The following is a 22,645-nucleotide window of genomic DNA, read 5'->3' on the forward strand; positions in this document are numbered from 1 at the left end:
CCGTGATGTATACTTCCATCACAGCTGCTTTCTCGCAGGTTTGATCCTGTTTTATTTACCATTCAGCTCTTTATACGATGCCTCCAGTTCAGTAATGAGCTGGTCACCGCCTGCTTTTCTCCAGCTGGCAACTTCCTGCTCCCAGCCAGCATCATCAATTTTACCCATGATGTATTTGGTCTGTGCATCCCAGATCATCTGATCCAGTTCCTGACCACGCTCAGTGTAAATCTCCGAGGACAGGGTCAGTGCAGGGTTAGCGATGGCATACTGCTCATTTTCACGAGCCATCTTGGTTCCTTTCATGCCAATCGGAACATCGACCAGTTCAGGCACATTATATCCTTCTACGCTAAGCAGGTTATCCCGATACGGCTTGACCTCGCGCTGATACGCGTCGAAGTCTTTTAATTCCGTTTTTCCATCCGCTGTTTTGCTGTAATGTACATCAAGCAACCCACGCAGCTGAAGCGTGCTAAGCTCCTCGTCCATCAGCTGGTCCAGGAATGTGAGCACTTTTTTGAGCTGCTCTTCATCCTGTACAGAGGCCTTAGGAATGACCAGCATGCCGTAGTTTCCTGGCTCACCCGCAATGCGAATGCCTTGCGGTCCCTGGAATGGTGCTACGTCAATAATTCCATCCGGTGCATTCGGTGTAAGACGCTGCTGAGAGGATTTTCCGTTCTGGGCCACACCGTTCAGCTTCATGGCAACGAGCCCCGAATCCATTTTTTTGTCCGCATCGGAAGGGTCGAGTGCAGGGAAATCACTGTTAATCAGCCCCTCATTAAACAGACGCTTGAACAGCTTCATCGTATCCACATATTCGGTGGTCAGAAATTCCGGGGTCAGTTTGCCAGCATCATCCACACCCCATTTGTTAACTCCGCCAATGCTTACAGCAATCCGGGTCAGCGGTGAGGAGACGCCCTCATTATACTTTTTGAACAGCAGCGCACCGTACGTATCTTCCTTGCCATTGCCATCCGGATCATCCTTGCGAATCGCACGCATCACCTCATACCAGTCATCCAGCGATTTCGGGACACCCAGCTTCAGCTTGTCAAACCAGTCTTTGCGATACACAATCGCCGTCCGGCCGATATCCCGGAAGTTCGGAATGCCGTAGATTTTTCCCTCGATCTTGATATTGTTGAAATGAGCCTCGGACTGGGCAGACAAGTTCTTGTAGTCTTTCAAATAAGGCCCGAGCTCCCAGAACAGCCCTGTCTTCGCTGCATTAAATGTAGTAGGCACATAATTGACACGCATAATCGTTGGCATCTCCCCTGATGCCACCATGACATTCACCTTGTCATCAAACGCCGACTGTGGAATCCACTGCACGTTTACATCCGTGTTGGTATATTCCTCAATCTTCTTCTCAATCGCATTTTCCTTGGCGGGCACATCTCCCACCTGCATCAATGAAATGGAAATAGGCAGCTTGCCTCCTTCTGCAGCCGGAGCCTTTTCTCCCCCGCATCCTGCCAGCAGTCCGGCAGACATCGCACCTACAATAACGAAGCTTCCTATGCGAAGCATAGCATTATTCTTTGAAATTCCTGGACCTTTTGGACTCATGAACCATCTCTCCTTTTTGGATAAGCCTATTGTTCAGCGATCTTGCCCTCATCCCCACTCATAGATGCCTTCAACCTCAAAAATGTATGCGCTATCATAAATATCGGAAGAAAAGAACCAGCGTTATGCCAGTTCCATCTCTACCCCTGCCAAAATAAACGGAGCAACCGATTTCGGATCATTGATACGAATCGATTCGGTCACATAGTATTCGTAAGATCCGTCACGGTAAGGCGTTCCCCCAAGTCCCGCTCCCCCGTTGCACTGTGTCAGGGAAAGCATGCCCTCCTGATCCGTTTGCAGCAGATGCCGCAGCAGACCTTGATACCCTTTTTCCGCAATCGCTTTGAACTTGCCGCTCAAGTAACCTTTGCGCACACCCTTCGCCAGAGCATAAACGAACATCGACGTACCCGACGCCTCCAGATAGTTCCGCTCACGTCCCGGCTGATCGAGCAGATGCGGCCATAACCCTGTCTGCTGATCCTGTACATGTACAAGCGCATTGGCAAGCCGCTCGAAAATACCGATAATCTGGCCGCGCTGTTCATGATCCACTGGCAAATAGTCCAGCGTATCTACAACGGCCATCACATACCAGCCTACTGCCCGGCTCCAGACATGCGGAGAGCACCCTGTCTCGCCTGAGCTCCAGCGCTGCTCCTTGCTCTCATCCCAGGCATGGTATAACAAACCGCTTCGTGCATCACGTGTGCGCTCTTCGACCAGCAGCAGCTGCAGGGCAGCCTTGTCGAACCACTTCGCTTCACCATTCACTGCCCCGTATTGGGTCAGATACGGTGTTGCCATGTACAATCCGTCCAACCACATCTGGAACGGATAAATCTTTTTGTGCCAGAATCCACCCTCACGGGTCCGCGGCTGTCCTTTAAGCTGGGTCATCAGCAGCTCGGAAGCTTTGCGATACTTCTCTTCTCCCGTTTTCTCAAGCAGGAAAAACAGTGATTTACCCTGATTAATCTGATCCAGATTATATTCCTCTATTGTGTAGAACCGAATGGAGCCATCTTCCTGAATATAGAGGTCCATCAGCTCCTTGATGTAATCAAAATATCTCTGCTCACCTGTGGTCGCGTACAGCTCCTCCAGTGCTTTCAGCAGACAGCCGTTCTCATAATGCCAGGTGGAATACAGCTCATGATTGCGGTAACTCTCCATAAACTGGTCAGCCATGCGCATAGGTGTATGTTGCAGCGTTTGCTTCATGCTTCATCCTCCGATTCTGCTTTTTATTGAGCCTGCTTTTTATAATCCTCGGCGTATTCCTCACGAATTTTGTCTCCGCCAGACTTGGCCCAGTTCTCTACTTCCTTTTCCCAGCCGCTTTGATCGATCTTGCCCATAATGTACTTGGTTTGTGCATCGGCAATCATCTGATCCAGGTCTGCTCCGCGATCACCGTATGTTGGTGAATACAGCGTCAATGCAGGGTTTGGCACGGCATGTTCAGCCAGCTCCTTCACCAGGGCTGTGCCCTTCTCTCCAAGCTCCGTATCCTTCAGCTTAGGTACGTTGTAACCCTCTACATAAGGGAAGTTATCACGATAAGGCTTTACTTCACGCTGGAACGCATCGAAGTCACTCATCTCTACTTCATTGTCACTTAACTTGGTGTAATGCTTGCCTTCCACACCCCGCATCAGAAGTGTAGCCATCTCCGGGTCCATCAGTTTGTCAATGAAAGCAAGCAGGCTTTTCAGCTCTTCTTCTGATTTCACCGTTGCTTTCGGGAATGCAAGAATGCCGGAGTTGCCTGTCTGTCCAGCTACACGATCGCCATTCGGCCCTAGCAGACCCGCAATATCAACAACGCCGTCCGGGTTGTTTTTGGACAAACGCTCCTGCTGGCTTTTACCGTTCTGGGCCACACCAACACGCATGCCCACAACGCCGGAATCGTACTTTTTCTCCGCTTCGGTCGAATCAAAAACGGCAAAGTCCTGGTTGAGCAGCTTCTCTTCATACAGTCGTTTCAGCAAATCCATCACCTGTTTATATTCGGGTGTCATGAATTCAGGTGTGAAGCTGCCATCGCTTTCCACCTTCCACTTGTTCGGAGCACCGAAACTTACACCGAGACGTGTCGTGAAGGAGTATTGATCCTCGTTATACTTTTTAAAAAGCATTAATCCAAAGGTATTGTCCTTACCGTCTCCATCCGGGTCAGAGGTCGCCAACGTTTTGATCGTGTTGTACCACTCATCCGGTGTCGTTGGCACTTTCAGATTAAGCTTGTCGAACCAGTCTTTGCGGTATATAACCGTTGCCCGTGCAATATCAGAAAATACCGGTACACCGTAGATTTTGCCGTCAACCTTGATGTTGTCAAAGAAACGTCCATTCTGGGCAGAAAGGTTTTTGTAATCGTTCAGCAATGGCCCCACTTCCCAGAACACATCATTGCGCATTGCACTGGTCACCGTCGGGTTATACTGCACCTTGACGATTTTGGGCATATCGCTGGAGGCAATCATGACATTGATTTTGTCATTGTATGCAGAAGCGGGAATCCACTGGATATCCAGCTTGGTATTGGTGTACTCTTCAATCTTCTTCTGCACCTCGTTGCCCTTGCCTGGCACATCACCCACCTGTGCAATAGCGATGGATATGTTCTGTACGCCACCCTCGGCAGCCTGACCCTCATCTGATCCGCATCCTGCCAGCAAACCGCCCACTAACGCCAGTGTGCTCAAGGCAGCTACGGCTTTCTTTTTCACTGCTCTCATTTCATGAAAACCTCCCTTTGGATATACAGTCACACTTTATTGAAATATTTCAATCCAATCTCAATCCGTCTCACTTCATTTACCCAATCTCACTTCATTAGTACATTCTCAATCCAGCACCATTAACCTTTGACCGAACCAAGCATCACTCCTTTGGCAAAATGCTTTTGCAGGAATGGATACACCAGCATAATCGGAATCGTAGAGAACACGATAACGGCCATACGAATTGTCAGCGGCTGAATTTCGGTTTCTTCAATGCTCGTATCACCGATCCGGCTTTGTGCCAGTATGACGATCTCACGCAGCCAGACCTGAACAGGCCACTTCTCACTATCGTTAATATAGATAACGGCACTGAAGAAGCTGTTCCAGTGTGCCACGGCGTAAAAGAGGGAGAAGGTAGCCATCGCTGGCATCGACAGCGGCAGCACAATGCGGAACAATACGCCAACATCGTTACAGCCATCAATCTTCGCTGCATCCTCCAGCTCATCCGGAATGGCCTGGAAGAAGTTTTTGAGCACGATCAGGTTGAACGCACTGATTGCCGTTGGCAGCATCAGGGACCATAGCGTATCGGTCAGATGCAGAGATTTAACGACAAAGTATGTTGGAATCATACCGCCGCTAAACAGCATCGTGAACAGCACACCCAGCAGAATCGGCTGGCGTCCGCGCAAATATTTTCTGGAGAGCGGATAGGCCATAAGCGACGTAAACAGCAGGTTAATCAGTGTGCCGACCACGGTAATGTAAACCGAAACGCCCAAGCTGCGAATCAAGGTGTCCGTGGAGAAAATGTAACGGTATGCCGCCAAAGAGAATTCTTTTGGGAAAAGGATAAATCCTCCCTTGGCTACTTCATGCGGGCTGGTAAAGGACACAGCCAAAATATAAATGAACGGGATTACGGTCACAATGCCGATGAGCAGCAGCAACCCATGATTCACAAAATCAAAGATCCGGTTGCCCCATGTTTTATCCTGTTGCATCTGAATGTTCACTCCTGTCTGATGAAAAACGTCTGCTGTAATGCATCAATAGACGCCTTCCTCCCCGAATTTTTTGGCCAGCGTATTCGCACCAAGCACCAGCGCCAGTCCGACAATCGACTTGAACAATCCGACGGCAGCACTGTAGCTGTACTGTGCCTGAGTAAGACCTTTGGTGTAAACGTAAGTATCAAATACCTCGCCCACATCACGATTGGTCGGTGTCAGCATCAGGAAGATCTGTTCAAAGCCTGTGTCCAGGAAGTTGCCCAGACGGAGAATAAGCAGAATAATGATGGTACTGCGAATCGCAGGCAGCGTAATATGCCAGGTCTGACGCCAGCGGTTAGCACCGTCGATCCGTGCAGCTTCGTAGAGCTGTGTATCTACACCAGATAGTGCGGCCAGGAAAATGATCGTGCCCCAGCCTACCTCTTTCCAGATGGATTGACCTACAATCATGGACCGGAACCATCCTGGCTCAAGCAGAAAAGCTATTTTTTGCCCTGTCAAATTATAAAGCAGTTCATTAATGGCGCCGCCTTCTGTCGTGAAGAGCATGTAGAACACACCAACAACAACGACCCAGGAAACAAAGTGTGGAACGTAAACCAGAGTCTGTACAAATCGTTTGAACCGCTCCCGCCGAACCTCATTCATCATCAGTGCAAGTACGATTGGCAGTGGAAAAAAGAAAACCAGATTATAGATGGCAAGCAAAAACGTATTTCGGAACAACGTCCAGAACTGCGGTTCTCCAAAGAAACGCTGGAAGTGTTTGAAGCCTACCCAATCACTCCCCAGGATACCTTTGTACGGTGTGTAATCCTGAAAAGCCATGGTAATGCCATACATCGGTATGTATTTGAAAATAACAAAGTAAAGCACTCCCGGAATGAGCATGATATACAGCCACCGGTTTTTGATGATGTCCCTCCACAGCAGGTTTTTGTCACTGCGGGTAGCGGGCCGTGTCCGAGCCGCCGTTTCGGCTTTCATAGTGTCTTCCTCCCCACGTTGGAAACGATTACAAAAGATCACTTCCTGAATTCATGTCTCCATTGTGGCTGATAATCGAATCACTGGCTATCGTCTCGTTTTAGCCTCTTGTTTATGCTTATGTATCAAGGGTTACAGCGTTTGGAGGCCGGCTGGATGCAGACCAAATGAACTGTTTTCAACCTGCATATTCCTCGTTTAACTCTGGCATATAAGCATGAAACAGCCCTGGATAAATCTAGCTTATGTTGCAAAAAAGCCTGTCTGCCATGGCGGGCAGAGCAGGCCTTGTTTTTACCGCTGCTGCTCCCGGTACTTGCCGGGAGTTGTTCCTGTTATTTTGCGAAAAGTACGGATGAATGCCGTTGGATTGGTATAATTCAATTTTTCTGCGATTTCTGCGATTTTCAGATCCGTCGTCTGCAGCCATGTTTTGGCTTTTTCCATACGGTACTCGGCAAGATATTCAGTAAAATTCACCCCTGCCTCCTTCTTGAAAACCCGGCTCAGGTAGACGGGATGGAAGTTCAGTTCTTCCGCACAAGCCTCCAGCGACAAATCCCGATCATACCGCTCCTCGATCAATCGAATCATCCGACGAGCGATATTCATGTACTGAGACTCCTCCTGCTCCCTCCAGAAACGAATGACAGGCAGAAAGAGTCGCTTGCGGAACCAGCTCGTCATCTCATCCAGGGTGGACAGCTTGAGCAGGTAAGCCATGGAAGCCTTCTCCCCCAGCACTTCGGCCACATCTCCCCCCTGCTCCTGCACCAGCTGGTATACCCGGGACAGCAGCTGAACCATAATGACGGGATATTCACTGAAATGAAGCTTCTTGTCTGCCAGCAGACCTAAATATTGCCTGAAGTACATATCTGTTTTCTCCTCATCCCCCTGCTTGAGTGCTGAAGCCAACTGATCTTCGATCATTCGCAGCTGGGTGTAGAGCGCAGCCTCCATCTGACCTCTCGGTTGAATATCCTCATAGTGCAAAATAATCCGGCTGCCCAGGCTGACTCTGCCCTGCAAAGCCTCTCTGCTCTCCTGATACGCTCTAGGCGTAGCTCCAATGCTGGAATACGCTCGACTGATGCCTATACTTACGGGCAGGTTCAGATAGGTCACAACCCGCTCGCGTATCCAATCGGCCTGTTTATGCATCCATTCCTTCAGTTGCAGCTCATCCTTCAATGATGACGCAAGCACGGTAACCTGTGCATCATCCAGCATGACTGGTGTGAAGCGAATTTCAGAAGGCAGCAGCTCACCGACCATATTATTTACGGCAAACAGCAGCAGATCGCGATCCTTCTCCTCATACCTCGTACCTTCCAGGGTATCAATCTGCAGCATGAGCACACCCAGATGTGACCAGCCGGTTGGAAAATCGTATAATTCCCCCTGATATCTGAAATCCTCTTCCGATATTTTGCCTGTCAGCAGCTTGGTCATAAAGAACTCCTGCAGATGCACATGCTGCCCCTTCATCTGCTCGCGCATCGTTTGCTCCGAGCTGAACAGGGTGGACAGGCGTTCCTCGATATAAATAAACTCATCCTGACGCCGTCCTGCTGGAGGGAGAGGTGAATCCAGGCCCTTGGTAAATTGCAGCAGTCTGGAGATGGGTGAGTACATACGCCTGCTGCCATATATCGCCACAAGCCCTGTCACACATAACATGATTAACGTAGCCACACCGGTGACTACAGCAATTTTCTGCGATTGGGCCGTAATCTGCCCCAGAGAGACCACAGATACATATAACCAGCCATTAAGCGGTGACTGTCTATAACTGACTGCTACAGGTTTGTCTTCTACTTCTGCACTGAAAAAACCCTGCGATTCACCTGACATCTGAACCTTCTCTTGAATATCCTTGTTCAGTTGATCGTACTTGCTGCCGTAATTGGTATCGTTCAAAAAATATTGCTGGTCCTGGTCCAGCACGTACAGATCACCGGAATTCGGATTCCGGCTCAGAAAGCTGCTGAGCTCTGCATCCGCAATATCAATGACAAGAAACCCTTTCGGTTTGACATTGGTGGGAACCATCGGAATTTTAAAAACCATGCTCACAACGTTATCGGAAGATATCAAGGTTGGAGGTTGGGCCTGTTCCGTCAAAGCCTCGCCCATGCCTGCCGATACGGGCACGCTCTCTTTGGCTGAGCTTTTATTCTGAGTCACCCAAAATAAACTGTTGGTATATGTAAGATAAGTCCCAATCCGATCTCGAATGCTGAAGTCACTCAGTTTGCCAAATGAACGCATCGACACAACCCAGTCTTCGTCCAGATTCACAAGATATGCCTGATCAATACTTGTCACCGCCTGCAGGTTGTTAAACCCTGAGGTCAGATCACGAATCTCCTGAAATTCGCTGCTGTCCAGCGGTTGCTTCATCGCCCGCAGCACCAGTGGTGAATTGACGTACTGAATCGAGGATAACTGTAAACTTCTTAATACTTGCTCCACCCTCATCTGGGTCTGATGCAGTATTTGAAGATTGCTCTCGCGCACCTTCTGTTCGATATCCCGCGAAGCAATCGTATAGGAGACGGAACCAATTACGATGACTGGCAAGGCTCCAAGAATCATGGTAAAGCAGAGCAGACGCAATAGATATTTAGGCAAGAAGAGCATCTCCCTTTTAATAAAATCGCTTTCATTGGATTAAATTACTATTGTTATTTTAAAACCCAATCATAATCAAGTCCACATCTTTATTACGATTCATTGACTTTGAAGTGATTTCCAGCTTATATTACATATATATTCCTCAGGTTGAAGGAGAGATTTTGATGTCGGTGAGCGTTCTTAACTAATCAAGTTTCATATTCAGGAGTTTGGCATTTCATGACGCTTGTGCCCTTGTGGCATACGTGTATTTCATGATGCGCCAGAGCCCTGTACTTAGTTAAGAACAGCGGAAATCAAACATCGCCTCCGGGATTGCCAAATGTCCGGGTCTATTTCCGCGCTGTGTTCAGCGCGGATTTTTCGTTATAGGCCCATAATGGACTCTGCTTTCCCATACATTCCGGGCGGAGAATGACGTTTGTTCATTCTCCGCCCTTTTTGTGTTTTCCATGAGGAATATTGGCAATACAACACCCCAAAAACGATATTAAGGAGAGATTTAGACATGAATCCTGATCAAAACCAGAATCATATTCAGAACCAAAACCAGAACCAGAGCCTTGCAACAAATATCAAAAATTCAAACGAACACACCCTGACCAGTCTGGGCTTCCAGCATGTTCAAAAACATGTTGCAGACTGTGCCCTCTCGTACCTCGGCAAACGTTATGCCAGAGAAATGCAGCCGATGACCGATGCCCGCCAGATCCAGATACGACTGAATGAAACCGCAGAAGCCGCCGCTCTCGTCCGTCTCGGAGCAAGTGTACCCATTCCTTCGCTCGATGGTATGGAGACGATTATGGACCTGCTTGGAACAGGTTACCTGTTCAGTGAACGTGATTTTAGTCATCTGGTGCAATTTCTCCGCAGCAGCGCACAACTCATGAAATACATGGAAAGCAAATCCGGCATTGCTCCCCATGTTAGCGGTTATGCAGCTTCCATGATGCTAATGGAACCACTGCTCAGTGAGATCGAACGCTGCATCCATCATGGAAGCATTCAGGATCAGGCGAGCAAAGAACTGGCTCGTATTCGAAAAAAGATGAGCGTGACGGAAGAGCGCATGAAACGAAAGCTGGATTCCCTCGTTAACCAACACCGTTCGATCATGCAGGAGCAGGTCGTAAGCCAGCGTAATGGAAGAAATGTATTACCGATCAAAAAAGAATTCCGCAAGCATGTCAAAGGCGCTGTGCTCGACGAATCGGGCAGCGGGCAAACCGTATATATTGAACCTGCCGAGCTGACAGGTCTGCAGATGGAGCTTACCTTATTGCAGGCCGAGGAATCCAGAGAGGAAATGAAAATTCTTGGTGACCTGACCTCCCTCACCGAATCGTACAGCCGTGAAATTACACTGAATACTGAAACGATAGGTGTTCTGGATTTTCTGTTTGCCAAAGCCAAATATGCAGCAGCTATAGACGGACGGCCTGTACAAGTGAATACCTGCGGTAAGGTAAAACTGCGTCGAGCGAGACATCCCCTGATGGGGCCGTCCATGATTCCGCTTGATTTTTCCATCGGATATACGTACATCTCTCTCATCATTACAGGTCCGAACACTGGCGGCAAAACCGTTGCACTTAAAACATTGGGGCTGCTGACGCTGATGGTGCAATCCGGACTGCTTGTTCCCGTAGATGAAGGTAGCGAGATGGCAGTATATGATCAGATTGCCGTCGATATCGGTGATGGTCAGAGTATGGAGCAAGCGCTGAGCACATTCTCGGCGCATATTCGGAAAATGATTGCGATTCTGGAGCAGGCCAATCCTTCAACACTTGTGCTTATTGACGAGATGGCGTCAGGTACTGATCCCGGAGAAGGGGTCGGACTCTCTATAGCCATGCTGGAGGAACTGCACAGTCGCGGAGCAACCGTTGTGGCTACAACACATTTCGGGGAAATTAAACATTTTGCCGCAGCCACACCAGGTTTTGAAAATGCACGTATGGAGTTCGATACGGTCACGCTCCAGCCTCTGTATCGCCTTCGTATCGGGGAAGCCGGGGAGAGCTATGCTTATTCCATCGCACTGAAGCTGGGCATGCCTGAGCATATTATCAACCGCTCCAAATGTGTGTCGGGTAAAGCTTTGACAGAAAGTGCTGTACACGTTGCTCCAAAGCAACCGCAGCTGCGATCGGATAATGAAGCGCACACTCCGGCAACCGCTTCTAATAAACGAGCTGATTCTGCCGAACATAATGTCCCTGTGGAGGAGGATACAAGTCTTGCCAGGGCTGTCGTCCCTAAAGAGCATACGACCCTCGAAATGGAAATGCATACAGCCCTTCACGAACACAAGGTTCCTAAAGCGTATAATTCGCATCCTGCTGTCCCAAATGACACTACGGCATCTGCTTCGCAACATTCTTTACCAGTGGGTACTGCTCCAAAGACCAATGATACGGCCAGCTCTAATGTCTCGCCAGTTCGTGCTTTTCGTAAAGGGGACCGTGTCTATGCGGCCTATTTGGACCAGGCGGGTATTGTAAGTGAAGAAGAGGACAATCGAGGTCAGATTGGGGTCTTGATCCGCGGACGCAAGCTGAAAATTCATAAGAAACGCCTGCGGCTGCACATCTCTGCGGATGAGCTGTACCCGGGTAACTACGATCTGGACATTGTGCTGGAGACCAAAGAAAACCGTAAAAAACGCAAGCTGATGGGGCGCAAGCATATTGAAGGGCTGCAAATTGAACTGCCACCGGAGGAATGAGGAAGGGGGATGAGCCCCTTCACATTCATTTCCCGGTAACTTGTACCGCAATCAAGTCAATGATCAATGGAAATGCGGTGTATGAGCGCTTGTATTTGGTATACTGGAATGAACAAGAATACCACGGGTGGCGGGAATGGATGAATGCAAAGATAGATTAATGTCCAGATATCAGATGCAGGTAAGATAGATGTATGATGAACAATGAATGGTAGCTTATGGCTGTATCGATGTATGGTCGGGATGAATTCGTAATGTATGGATGAATGGCTAGTAGGAATGCATTGGTAGATGGATGGCTAGATGCGTCAGTAGATGAATGGCTAGATGGATGAGATATGTATGAAAGTAGGAAGGTTTGGGTAAATGTGTTCATCAGTGAATGGTGGATGTATAGATGAGCAATACAGCAACGGGTTGGGTATGTAGAACAAGGAGGAACAATATGAAGGATACACAGGACAGTAATCACAGCAATCAAAGTAAAACAAATGCGGTCAACGAGCTTGTATGTCCACTTTGCGGAGAAAGCAACGGTTGTTCCTACGCTGCAGGCAAGCCACATTCAGAGTGCTGGTGCAATAAAGCCTCTTTCCCTGAAGGTGTGTTTGAGCGTATCCCGGCTGAGCAACGCCGCAAATCCTGTATATGTCAGCGATGTCTGGACACCTACGTACGTGAACAGGTATAGCTGTGGCGCAAACTAGCGAGTAAATTAGATCGGCTGAGGTCGCAAAGGTCGCTGGTAACATAATTAAATGTAACTTGTGGAACGACGCTGAGCTGCAACTCTCCAACATCTTGGTCCAGTCACATTACTGTCCAAGGCTAACGATTCGTGTACAGGTATAACTGTGGCGCAAACTAGCGAGTAAATTAGATAGGTAAAGGTTGCACGGTTCGCAGGTAACATAAATAAATGTAACTTGTGGAACGACGCTGAGCTGCAACTCTCTAACATCTTCGTCCAGTCACATTACTGTCCAAGGCTAACGATTCGTGGAGACGTTATTTCGTTGATTTGAGGCCATTCTCAAACCTAACGATTCTGAGAAACGCTATTTGCCGATTTGAGGCTGCAAATCACCACTTTTTGCTCATTTTGAGGCAAATAGCGTCATTAGGATTCGTTAGATGTGCAAATTCATTAAAATCACCCAAATAGCGTTCGTACGATTCGTTAGAACTCGATTTACCCAATAACGAAAGAAACCCCTCTCGCAGCAATGGTGTGAACTTCAGTGCAACAACCATTACAGAGGAGGGTTTCTTTATTTCTATATAATGAAGATGATCGGCTGTACGAAAAACCTTTCAGTACACTCTCTAACTTTCTTATCATATCTATAATTCCGTATAAATAGATGATAAGTGTTTAGCACTAGCTAAACTTATAGCGTTATCCCCGTTTTTCTACCTTAGAATGAATTGAATTATCTTGTTCCTTCTCCTTTTTCACCCACCATATGCTCAATACACCAGCTACTGACCTGGCAGACTGTGACACTGGCATTGCTATTGACCAGTGCAGCTCCCAGCACGCAGTGCCCTGCTTCATTGACGAGGGTGGTCAGCCACAAGCAAGAGCATCCCCCATCACATCTGATGGTACTGTTTCACCGCTTCCACCAGCACCGGATGTCCTTCTTCTATACCGGTATAGTGTGACAAGGCTGCCGCCACGTCCCTTTCGCGAATCAGGCTTTGCAACTCAACTGCTTCGGGGTCATCGGAGACATCGAACTTGCAGGCCGCTGCCATGCCCGTAGCCAGATGAGTCACAGGAATTCCTTCAGCATAAGCCAGCAGCGCCGGGCGAACGAGACGATCATTCGGGGAAAGCTTGCGCAGCGGCGAGCGTCCCACACGGGTTACCTCATCGGTCAGATAAGGGTTAACGAACCGGCCCAATATTTTTACAATATACTGCTCATGCTCCTCCGGGTTAAAGCCAAAGCGTTGAACAAGCACCTGCCCCGTTTCCTGCAAAGCCCCGTATACAACAGATTTTACTTTTTCGTCGGCGATGGCTTGCTGAATCGTATCATATCCGTGCACATACCCGATGTATGCGGCAACGCAGTGCCCGGTATTGACAGTAAACAATTTGCGCTCAATGTACGGCTCCAGATCATGCACATAGACGACACCATTTATTGGTTTGAAGGCAGGCGCCATCTGGGAGCGATCCACCACCCATTCGTAAAAAGGTTCCACCTGGACATGCAGCGGGTCTGCATGATTCTGAATAGGTACAATCCGGTCTACCGCCGAATTCGGAAAGTAAACATATTCATCAGCAAACGCGCGAGCCTGCTCATCCAGCAAAGCATACACATGCTCTTTCAGCTGGGTGCTTCCACCGATCGCATTCTCACATGCGATAATATGCAGCGGCTTGTGCACAGTACCGGCTTGCCTTCTTTGCTCCAAACCTTTCGCAATGCCTGGCGCAATATGTTTCAGTACCCCCACACCAACTGCGGTTGTCACCAGGTCCGTTTCAGCTACGGCCTCTGCGACCCTCTGCAGATCGCGGCCGTCAATAGCTGTTACTCCGCTCACCGTCTCCTCATCCTTGCTCTCGTTGGCAAGCTCCACAGTGTATCGCCCTCGCTCCTGAAGAGCATGCACCAGCTCCTGATTCACATCCGAGAACGTTACCTCATATCCCGCACGGGAGAGAAGCAAGCCGATAAATCCACGTCCAATGTTACCTGCGCCAAAGTGGAGAGCCTTCATAGCTCCATTTCACTTTCGAGAATAGTGATGACTTCCTCTGCTGTTTTCGCCTGACGCAGTGCTTCCATATTTTCTTCCTCGGCACAGATGACCGCAATGCTGGTCAGAATCTCCATATGCTCTCCGCCTTGTGCGGCGATGCCGATGACCATGTAGGCCTTTTCCTCTCCAAAATCAACCCCCTGCGGGAATTGAATTACCGAAATGCCTGTAGACAGGATGGCCGATTTGGACTCCTTCGTACCGTGTGGAATGGCAAGCCCGTTGCCAACATACGTGGAGACAATCTCTTCACGCTCCAGCATTTTGTCAATATAATCCGCCGTAATATGCCCTGCGTCCTTCAATATCTGTCCTGCCATACGAATAGCCTCATATTTATCCTGAGCCGTTGCGTTCATGATGACTTTGTCTGTTGTTAACATACTCATGTTAATGCCCTCCAATTTCGTTTTTGCTGCGATAAAATCCAACCAGCTCCCGGGACAGATAATGAATAATTTCATCTCTGCTCCCTTTACCCAGCAACATAATCATCTCTTCCTGTAACAGTAATGCGCTAATCTCGCTGAGAACCTCGAGGCTTTCCTTGGACAATTCCTTCGGACCCAGCATCAATAACACATGACTGACGCCCTCGGGATCATCCATCGTCTGAAGCAGCGGTTCCTCAAGCTGGAACAGACTGATGGAAGGCCTGTAGATGCTCTCACTTCTTGTATGGAACAGAGCCAGCCTGGTGCCGGGAATCTTCTGACTTCCCATCGACTCACGAACCTCCAGCAGCTTCGCAACCTCTCCCGGGTCCTTCAGTACACCTGCTCGATGTGCAACCTTACACATGGCAAGCACACTTTGAGCAAAATCAAGATGAGCATTATCCAGGGCATGTACCTGAAACTTGCCAATGACACGTACAATCTCAAGCAGTGTTGCCTCCATCGTATCCGGGTCAGAATAACGATTCAGGGTCTCGTTTCCCATCTCGCGAGGTTTGCGGTGCTGCCGCTGTAACGTTGTCGTTTTGATAAAATGGCGCAGCCGCTCACTTTCTTCTGCGGTTAACAGCGGGCTGACCTTGTAATACTGATCTTCCTCCATCGGCAGATCAACGGTGGATAACACAAGATCATATTCCTCAGCCGGAACTCGGGCGGCCTCGTACCAGGACACGCTGTCTATAATCTGAATTTCCGGGAACTCCTTGGACAGCCGACTGGACAGCATGCGGGACGAGCCTATGCCGCTGTTGCACACCACAATTGCACGAATGTCCTGCTTTAACGCGCGCAGCCGCTCAATGGACGCGCCAAAATGCATAACCAGAAAACCGATCTCCTCGTCCGGTACCTCTGCTGCCGGCCATGCTTGTAACACCGCCGTTCTTACCTGCTCGAACAGTAACTCATAATCCTTGCGAATCTGCTGTAACAGCGGATTGCGTATGACCTGATGCCCTTCAAGACGTTCCATCACCGGAATCATGTGAGCAATCAGGCCTTCCCGAAGCAAACGATCCTCATGAAAGGCATACCCTGTTCTTTCCTGCATCTGATCCGTAAGCGAATGCACCCGATCCATCAGAATCAGATCATCAATCGGGAGCAGACCGGAGGAGTGAAGCTGCTGCTCGGTCTCGATTAGCAACTGGTGAAAATAGTTCTGCTCCTCATCGGAGAAGCTCATGCCAAGCCGTGAGGATAATACACTGCATAGACGGGAAGCCATAAATGCGGGTACTCGTGCTTCATGCGTCTCTGCCATAGTGCTGACAGCTGCAGCCGATCCTGTTCCTGCACGTTCTATATGGAACCCTTTGCGTATACGAACAACTGCCGCTGATAGTTGAATAAGCAGCTTCATATACTGCCGTTCAGGAATTTTTTCGAGCCATTCGATATCCGGCTGCCATAATGCATTTTCAATCGTAAGCACATCGCTATGCCCAATCATTCGCAGCAGCTTTTGATTCACGATGGAACCGCCCTGCTCTGGCTGTCTGCCGAAAAGGTCCGACTCATCCAGCACTTCCAGAGCCAGCGCGGCAATCGCTCTGCGGTGAACCGCCTCACTGCCGGTAATTTTGACCCCGTATCCTCGCCTTCGTACCAGCTTCAGCCCCGCCTGACGAATGCGGGATTCCAGATCATCCAGGTCGGTCGTGACGGTAGACACCGTCACCTTCAGATCAGAAGCAAGAGCAAGCAGCTTGACTGGCTCCGCCTCTTCCAGCAGGATGCAAAGCATGAAGAGCTTACGCTCTTCCGGCGTAAACTCTATATATTCATGACCTTCCAGCTTCTGGCGTAATGCACTGAGGTCGTCTGAACCGGAACCGGAATCAATCCGAATGCCGGTCCCCGATTTTTTTTCCAATCGCATACCGAGCGGCTCAAGCCATTGTTCGATCATCAGCAGCTCACGATGCACAGTACGGGTACTCACTTTTACTTCAACGGCGATTTCGCCGGCCGTGACTTCATGAGGATGCTCCAGCAGGAACTCCACAATTTCACGTTGTCTTTTGGTAATACTCATATCTCAGCCTCCGGCTCTTGGAAAACGGCTGCTTAGTTTAAAGCTGTATCGCAGTGGATCACTGCTTACTTCAAACGTTCAACAAGCGCATCGTATTCCGGGCTTTTTAGGAAGTTGTCAATGGATATATGCTCTGCATTCGGTGCGACTGTACGCGCTCGATCCGTTAATGTTTTTTGCGTGATTACAACGTCAGCATCCTGCGGAATCTCACTGATCGCCGTGTTGGTTACGGCAACGTCGATTCCCTCGGCTTTCATCTTCTTGCGAAGAATGGAAGCGCCCATGGCACTTGATCCCATACCTGCATCACAGGAGAATACAATCTTTTTCACATCTGCTTTGGCTTTGGCAGCTGCAGAGATACCGATATTTGCTGCTCTGTCTGCATCACGGTTATCTGCCGTAATGGCTGCATTTGCCGTATTGCCTTGACTCTTCATGTCCTTCATTCGGCTGGAGGCCGATTCCAGATCTTCATCCTTCTGTTTACCCGTTTTGAGCAGCAGAGAGGCCACCAGGAAGGAAACAACCGCAGCAACGATAACTCCTGCAAGCATCGGGATGTATCCACCTTTCGGCGTCAGCAGGAAATAAGCAATGATACTGCCCGGTGACGGTGCCGACACCAGTCCTGCTCCTGTCAGCATGAACGTCAATGTCCCTGTTACACCACCAGCGATAGCGGCCAGAATCAGAATCGGTCTCATCAGAATGTAAGGGAAATAAATTTCGTGAATTCCGCCGAAGAAATGAATAATGACCGCACCCGGTGCAGATGATCTCGCTGTTCCCCGTCCGAAGAAGCAGTATGCCAGCAAAATCCCCAGACCCGGCCCGGGGTTGGATTCCAGCATATAAAGCACGGACTGACCCAGTTCTCTTGCCTGATCTGTAGCAATCGGTGTCAATATCCCGTGGTTAATTGCATTATTCAGGAATAATACTTTACCTGGTTCAATGATCAGGTTGACCAGCGGCAGCAAACCCAGGTTCATCAAACCCTGTACGCCTGCAGACAGCACCTTGCTGATGGCCTCTACGGCAGGTCCGATCCCCAATAAGGCAATGATGCCCAAAATACCGCCGATAATTCCGGCCGAGAAATTGTTGACCAGCATTTCAAAACCGGCTCTGATCTTGCCCTCTACCGATTTATCAAATTTTTTGATCACCCACGCCCCGAACGGCCCCGCAATCATGGCCCCAAGGAACATCGGAATGTCACTGCCTACAATGACACCTATCGTCATAATCGCCCCGACGACCCCGCCGCGTGTTCCATGCACCATCGTACCCCCGGTATAACCGATCAGCAGCGGCAGTAAATATTTAATCATCGGATCAACGAGCTGTGACAGCGTTTCATTCGGGAACCAGCCTGTTTTGATAAACATCGCGGTGATTAATCCCCAAGCAATAAACGCGCCCATATTAGGCATAACCATGCCGCTCAGGAATCGTCCAAAGCGCTGCACACCGACACGTAACCCACCCTTGGAATTGGACGTTTGGTCCAAATTACTCATTGGTTTATCCTCCTTGAATCAAGTCATTATAAATTTGAAAGGGGTGTCATGCATCCCTGCTGTAATCCTAAGCGAGAAACCGCTGCTGTTCAATCAAATGAAAGCGTACTTTCGTCATGAACAATGATGACAACATTAGATTATGTAATCGCTTTTTTGCATTCATATTCCTTTAAACCCTTGATACACAAGGTTTTCTCGAGCTATGATCCAGATCATATACAGTACAGGAAGCAGTATCATAGCTTGGTCCGCACTCCCCATTTTTATCCTGAATTCATATGATTAAGGCTCAGAAACCGTTCATCTACTCCTGCAAAAACATCAAAAAACCTGCATGAGCTGTCAGCCCACACAGGTTCAAAGAACATCATTTTTTAAGTTTATATGATAATATATATGTCAGTAAGTACAAATCAATCCGATCATGCAGTGCATCATCTACTCGATATGCTTCTGATAAGCGTCCGCATTCAGAAGTGCGGATAGAGCCGCCTGCAAATCTCCCTCAACACGGATTTCAATCATCCAGCCTTCTTCATAAGGAGAGCTGTTCACCAGTTCCGGCGAGTCCTGCAGCGCTTCATTGACTGCAACAATCGTACCGCTAACAGGCGAAAATAAGTCCGACACCGTTTTCACCGATTCAATGGTTCCGATGCTCTCGGCCGCAGCGACACTTGCTTCAAGGTCAGGCAGTTCTACAAACACAATGTCACCCAGCTGATGCTGTGCGAACTCGGTAATGCCGATCCGAACGGTATGCTCTCCAACGGTTTTCACCCACTCATGCTCTTCACTGTACAGGAAATCACTTCTCAATTCGCTCATCCATATCCGCCTCGCTTCTTCAATAATGAGTGCATGCGTTCTTTGACCTTTACCTCTTCCCCAAACAACAGCGTAAATATTTCGCATTCAAATGTCAATATAGCTTACAATTTATTCGAAATTCATGCCGGTGTTCCCATCACCAAAATGCACTCTTTCTACATATACTGGAGAATAATAACATAGTAAACGCACTCATTTTAAATACACGAACGTTATATTCAATAAATAGTATAATATTCGTCTTTTATACAAGTTTAATGATATTGTTCTTGACATCATGATTGGATTCACGTTTTAATGAGAGTAGCAACTGAATTGAATTGCATTACGTATGAACCGCGGATGAATGTAAAGGGAGAGACTGCCTGTGACACCCGTTCTGGGGATGTACTTAAGGCGGCGCCGAAGGAGTAAACCACCGACAAGCGGAGGTGAATCTCTCAGGCAAAAGGACTTTTACAGGACGCAACTCTGGAGAGCATCTAATCGTCCTTAAAGGACGTTATGATCACCCAAGGGGAAACCTGTCTGCACTAGCGGCGGGGTAACTCTCAGGTACAAGGGACAGAGCCTAAGAATACAGCGTGCTATATGGCATGCCGGTTCTTTGGCCTGTCCTTTTCCTTTTTCCCCAAAAAAGAATGCAGGATATCGAATCGTCGGCCTTTGGCAGCGTGTCTTTCATAAAACGACTTCATCCAATACTTATGAATGTGCTTGTTATTTAGCATCTATACCTGATTCACAGATTTCGCGTTTCTATACTTGGCCCGATAACGGCCCTTGACGAGGTGATTGGATGTCCGACTTATTAAGAACACCACTCTTCCCCCTATATGCTCAATATGAAGGCGTACGCTGCATCGATTTTGGAGGCTGGGAGCTCCCGGTGCAGTTCAGCGGTATTCAAAAGGAGCATGAAGCGGTGCGTGAGCGTGCCGGGCTGTTTGATGTGTCCCATATGGGTGAATTCACCGTAACGGGAGAGCAGGCGGAAGCCTTTTTACAACGCATGACCACCAATGATGTAACCACAATCGTACCGGGCCAGGCCCAATATACCCTGATGTGTTATCCTGATGGCGGCGTGGTGGATGATCTGCTGATCTACAAGCTGGCGGAGCAGCACTATATGCTCGTTGTGAATGCCTCCAATATCGACAAGGATTGGGCTTGGCTGCAAGAACACATGACTCCTGGCGTGAACATGACCAATGTTTCGGAGCAGACGGCTTTGCTTGCACTGCAGGGTCCTCTGGCAGTCGAAATTCTCGGCAAAGTTACAGGCACGGGCACGGATGCAGCTTCGATCGAACCTTTCCGTTTTGTACAGGATGCCAGCGTATGCGGGGTCAGCCTGCTGTTATCGCGTACCGGATATACGGGAGAGGATGGCTTTGAACTGTACGTTTCAGCAGAACAGGCTGCTCTGGTATGGAACGGATTGATGGAAGCCGGTGCTGATCTGGGTCTGGTTCCGGCAGGACTTGGCGCTCGTGATACACTTCGATTTGAAGCGAAGCTGCCTTTGTATGGCCAGGAGCTGTCTCCTACCATCTCTCCACTGGAGGCAGGTCTTGGCATGTTTGTGAAGCTGAATGCCGGACCTTTTATCGGACACGAAGCTCTGCTGAAGCAGAAAAATGACGGTCCTGCCCGCAAGCTCGTTGGCATTGAAGTGCTGGAGCGCGGCATTCCGCGTCCGCATTATCCGATCTACACAGGTGACGTGCAGATTGGAGAAGTGACAACAGGTACCCAATCACCAACCTTGAAGCGTAATCTGGGCCTTGCCCTGATTGATGCCAGACATGCCGCACTGGGCACACCGCTGGAGATTGAGATTCGTGGCAAAAAGCTGAAAGCCGAGGTCGTCAGAACCCCTTTTCATAAACGGACACGTACTTCAAAGACCCCTACCCAAGGAGCTGAGCAAGCATGACGAGCAAGCACCGCTATATCCCCATGACTGAACAGGACCAGAGCGCGATGCTCGCCACGATTGGTGTGGATACGATCGAAGATCTGTTCAAAGACATCCCGCAGGAGATTCGTTATCAGGGCGAGCTGCCCGTATCCTCCAAACTGGATGAATATGCCTTAACCCGTCACATGTCCAAGCAAGCCGGTAAAAATGCCAACTTCGAGACACACGCCAGCTTTCTCGGCGCAGGCATCTACGACCATCACATCCCTTCTGTCATTAACCATGTTATTTCCCGTTCGGAGTTCTATACCGCCTACACCCCTTATCAGCCTGAGATCAGCCAAGGGGAGCTGCAAGCGATCTTTGAATTTCAATCCTATATCTGTGAGCTGACGGGCATGGCCGTGGCCAACGCGAGCATGTATGATGGTGCAACCGCATTTGCCGAAGCAGGTAATCTCGCCGCAGCTGCCACACGCCGCAAACAGCTTATCGTATCCCGCACCGTTCACCCGGAGGCCCGTCAAGTATTACAGGCTTATGCACATGGCTTGAGTCTGGAGATCGTGGAGATTGGTTACAAGGATGGTGTGACGGACTGGGATGCCCTGCAAGCAGCCATTTCGGACGACACTGCGGCAGTTATGATTCAAAGCCCCAACTTCTTCGGTGCTGTGGAAAATGTAAAACAGGCTGCTGACCTTGTGCATGCACACAAAGGCCTGCTCGTTGTGAGCGCCAACCCGCTGTCGCTCGGTCTGCTGGAAGCCCCAGGCAAGCTGGGTGCTGACATCGTAGTAGGCGATGCGCAGCCCCTTGGAATCGCCGCTTCGCTTGGCGGACCCACTTGCGGATACTTCGCCGTGTCCCAGGCTCACATGCGCCGGATTCCCGGTCGTATCGTCGGTCAGACCACCGACCGCAACGGCAAACGTGGCTTCGTGCTGACGCTGCAAGCACGCGAGCAGCACATCCGCCGCGAAAAAGCGACGTCCAACATCTGCTCGAATCAGGCCTTGCTCGCGTTAAGTGCTTCCGTTTACATGTCCACTATGGGAAGACAGGGCATGATCGATGTCGCTGACCTGAATTTACAGAAAAGCCACTATGCACTCCAGAAGTTCAAAGCGATCCCGGGTGTAAGCCTGACTTTCTCAGCTCCTACCTTTAACGAGTTTGTGATCCAGCTTCCGGAAGGAAGCGACATGGATGCCCTCCAGCTGAAGCTGCTGGATGCAGGCTTCATCGGTGGTTATGAGCTTGGAAAGAGCTATCCAGAGCTTGCAGGACATATGCTCATCGCGGTTACCGAACGTCGCAGCAAAGAAGAGATTGACGAATTCGCACGTGTATTGGAGGGATCACTGTGACTC

At 49.2% G+C, this 22,645-nt stretch carries 16 protein-coding genes and 2 riboswitches; of the genes, 4 read left to right on the plus strand and 12 right to left on the minus strand.

The window, feature by feature from the left end:
* Positions 1-51: 51 nt before the first annotated feature.
* From IEW26_RS05600 to IEW26_RS05625, 6 genes are all read right to left on the minus strand, one after another.
* Complete coding sequence (locus tag IEW26_RS05600; RefSeq protein WP_188591570.1) at positions 52-1,584, minus strand: extracellular solute-binding protein; 1,533 nt, start codon at positions 1,582-1,584, stop codon at positions 52-54.
* Positions 1,585-1,707: 123 nt separating this feature from the next.
* Positions 1,708-2,811 (minus strand): glycoside hydrolase family 88/105 protein, encoded by a 1,104-nt coding sequence (locus IEW26_RS05605; protein WP_188591571.1) that lies wholly within the window; start codon positions 2,809-2,811, stop codon positions 1,708-1,710.
* Between the two features lie 23 nt (positions 2,812-2,834).
* Positions 2,835-4,334: an extracellular solute-binding protein gene (locus tag IEW26_RS05610; RefSeq protein ID WP_111270101.1), complete on the minus strand. Its 1,500-nt coding sequence runs from the start codon at positions 4,332-4,334 to the stop codon at positions 2,835-2,837.
* Positions 4,335-4,456: 122 nt separating this feature from the next.
* Positions 4,457-5,329 carry a carbohydrate ABC transporter permease gene (locus tag IEW26_RS05615; RefSeq protein WP_111270102.1) on the minus strand — a complete coding sequence of 291 codons (873 nt, stop codon included), beginning with the start codon at positions 5,327-5,329 and terminating at the stop codon, positions 4,457-4,459.
* A 45-nt stretch (positions 5,330-5,374) separates the two neighbouring features.
* Complete coding sequence (locus IEW26_RS05620; RefSeq protein WP_188591572.1) at positions 5,375-6,328, minus strand: ABC transporter permease; 954 nt, start codon at positions 6,326-6,328, stop codon at positions 5,375-5,377.
* 294 nt (positions 6,329-6,622) lie between these two features.
* Positions 6,623-8,965 (minus strand): helix-turn-helix domain-containing protein, encoded by a 2,343-nt coding sequence (locus IEW26_RS05625; RefSeq protein WP_186323196.1) that lies wholly within the window; start codon positions 8,963-8,965, stop codon positions 6,623-6,625.
* 511 nt (positions 8,966-9,476) lie between these two features.
* Between IEW26_RS05625 and IEW26_RS05630 the strand changes: the two genes are divergently transcribed.
* Positions 9,477-11,702 (plus strand): endonuclease MutS2, encoded by a 2,226-nt coding sequence (locus tag IEW26_RS05630; RefSeq protein ID WP_188591573.1) that lies wholly within the window; start codon positions 9,477-9,479, stop codon positions 11,700-11,702.
* Positions 11,703-12,147: 445 nt separating this feature from the next.
* Complete coding sequence (locus tag IEW26_RS05635) at positions 12,148-12,393, plus strand: cysteine-rich CWC family protein (RefSeq protein WP_111270105.1); 246 nt, start codon at positions 12,148-12,150, stop codon at positions 12,391-12,393.
* Positions 12,394-13,135: 742 nt separating this feature from the next.
* On the opposite strand, the gene IEW26_RS05640 is transcribed toward IEW26_RS05635, so the two are convergent.
* The 6 genes from IEW26_RS05640 to gcvH form a co-directional block, all read right to left on the minus strand.
* A complete protein-coding gene (locus tag IEW26_RS05640; protein ID WP_188591574.1) occupies positions 13,136-13,282 on the minus strand; it encodes a hypothetical protein in 147 nt (48 codons plus the stop codon).
* Between the two features lie 16 nt (positions 13,283-13,298).
* Entirely contained in the window at positions 13,299-14,444 is a 1,146-nt protein-coding gene (locus IEW26_RS05645) for a mannitol-1-phosphate 5-dehydrogenase (protein ID WP_188591575.1), read from the minus strand.
* Entirely contained in the window at positions 14,441-14,875 is a 435-nt protein-coding gene (locus tag IEW26_RS05650; protein ID WP_145406106.1) for a PTS mannitol transporter subunit IIA, read from the minus strand. The genes IEW26_RS05645 and IEW26_RS05650 overlap by 4 nt, the downstream gene beginning before the upstream one ends.
* A 1-nt stretch (position 14,876) precedes the next feature.
* The gene (locus IEW26_RS05655) at positions 14,877-16,982 is read right to left on the minus strand and encodes a BglG family transcription antiterminator (protein WP_188591576.1); all 2,106 of its coding nucleotides are present in this window, start codon (positions 16,980-16,982) and stop codon (positions 14,877-14,879) included.
* A gap of 65 nt (positions 16,983-17,047) precedes the next feature.
* Positions 17,048-18,511 (minus strand): PTS mannitol transporter subunit IIBC, encoded by a 1,464-nt coding sequence (locus tag IEW26_RS05660; RefSeq protein ID WP_188591577.1) that lies wholly within the window; start codon positions 18,509-18,511, stop codon positions 17,048-17,050.
* Positions 18,512-18,952: 441 nt separating this feature from the next.
* On the minus strand, positions 18,953-19,342 hold the full coding sequence (gene gcvH / locus IEW26_RS05665) for a glycine cleavage system protein GcvH (protein ID WP_188591578.1): 390 nt from the start codon (positions 19,340-19,342) through the stop codon (positions 18,953-18,955).
* Positions 19,343-19,687: 345 nt separating this feature from the next.
* Positions 19,688-19,811: riboswitch (glycine riboswitch) on the plus strand.
* Between the two features lie 3 nt (positions 19,812-19,814).
* Positions 19,815-19,915, plus strand: a riboswitch (glycine riboswitch).
* A 229-nt stretch (positions 19,916-20,144) separates the two neighbouring features.
* Between gcvH and gcvT the strand changes: the two genes are divergently transcribed.
* Together gcvT and gcvPA are read left to right on the plus strand one after the other, a co-directional pair.
* Positions 20,145-21,287 carry a glycine cleavage system aminomethyltransferase GcvT gene (gene gcvT / locus IEW26_RS05670; RefSeq protein ID WP_188591579.1) on the plus strand — a complete coding sequence of 381 codons (1,143 nt, stop codon included), beginning with the start codon at positions 20,145-20,147 and terminating at the stop codon, positions 21,285-21,287.
* Positions 21,284-22,642 carry an aminomethyl-transferring glycine dehydrogenase subunit GcvPA gene (gene gcvPA / locus IEW26_RS05675; protein WP_188591580.1) on the plus strand — a complete coding sequence of 453 codons (1,359 nt, stop codon included), beginning with the start codon at positions 21,284-21,286 and terminating at the stop codon, positions 22,640-22,642. Before gcvT ends, gcvPA begins: the two co-directional genes overlap by 4 nt.
* The last annotated feature ends 3 nt before the right edge of the window (positions 22,643-22,645 follow it).

Source organism: Paenibacillus silvae (assembly GCF_014639235.1).
Classification (GTDB): domain Bacteria; phylum Bacillota; class Bacilli; order Paenibacillales; family Paenibacillaceae; genus Paenibacillus; species Paenibacillus silvae.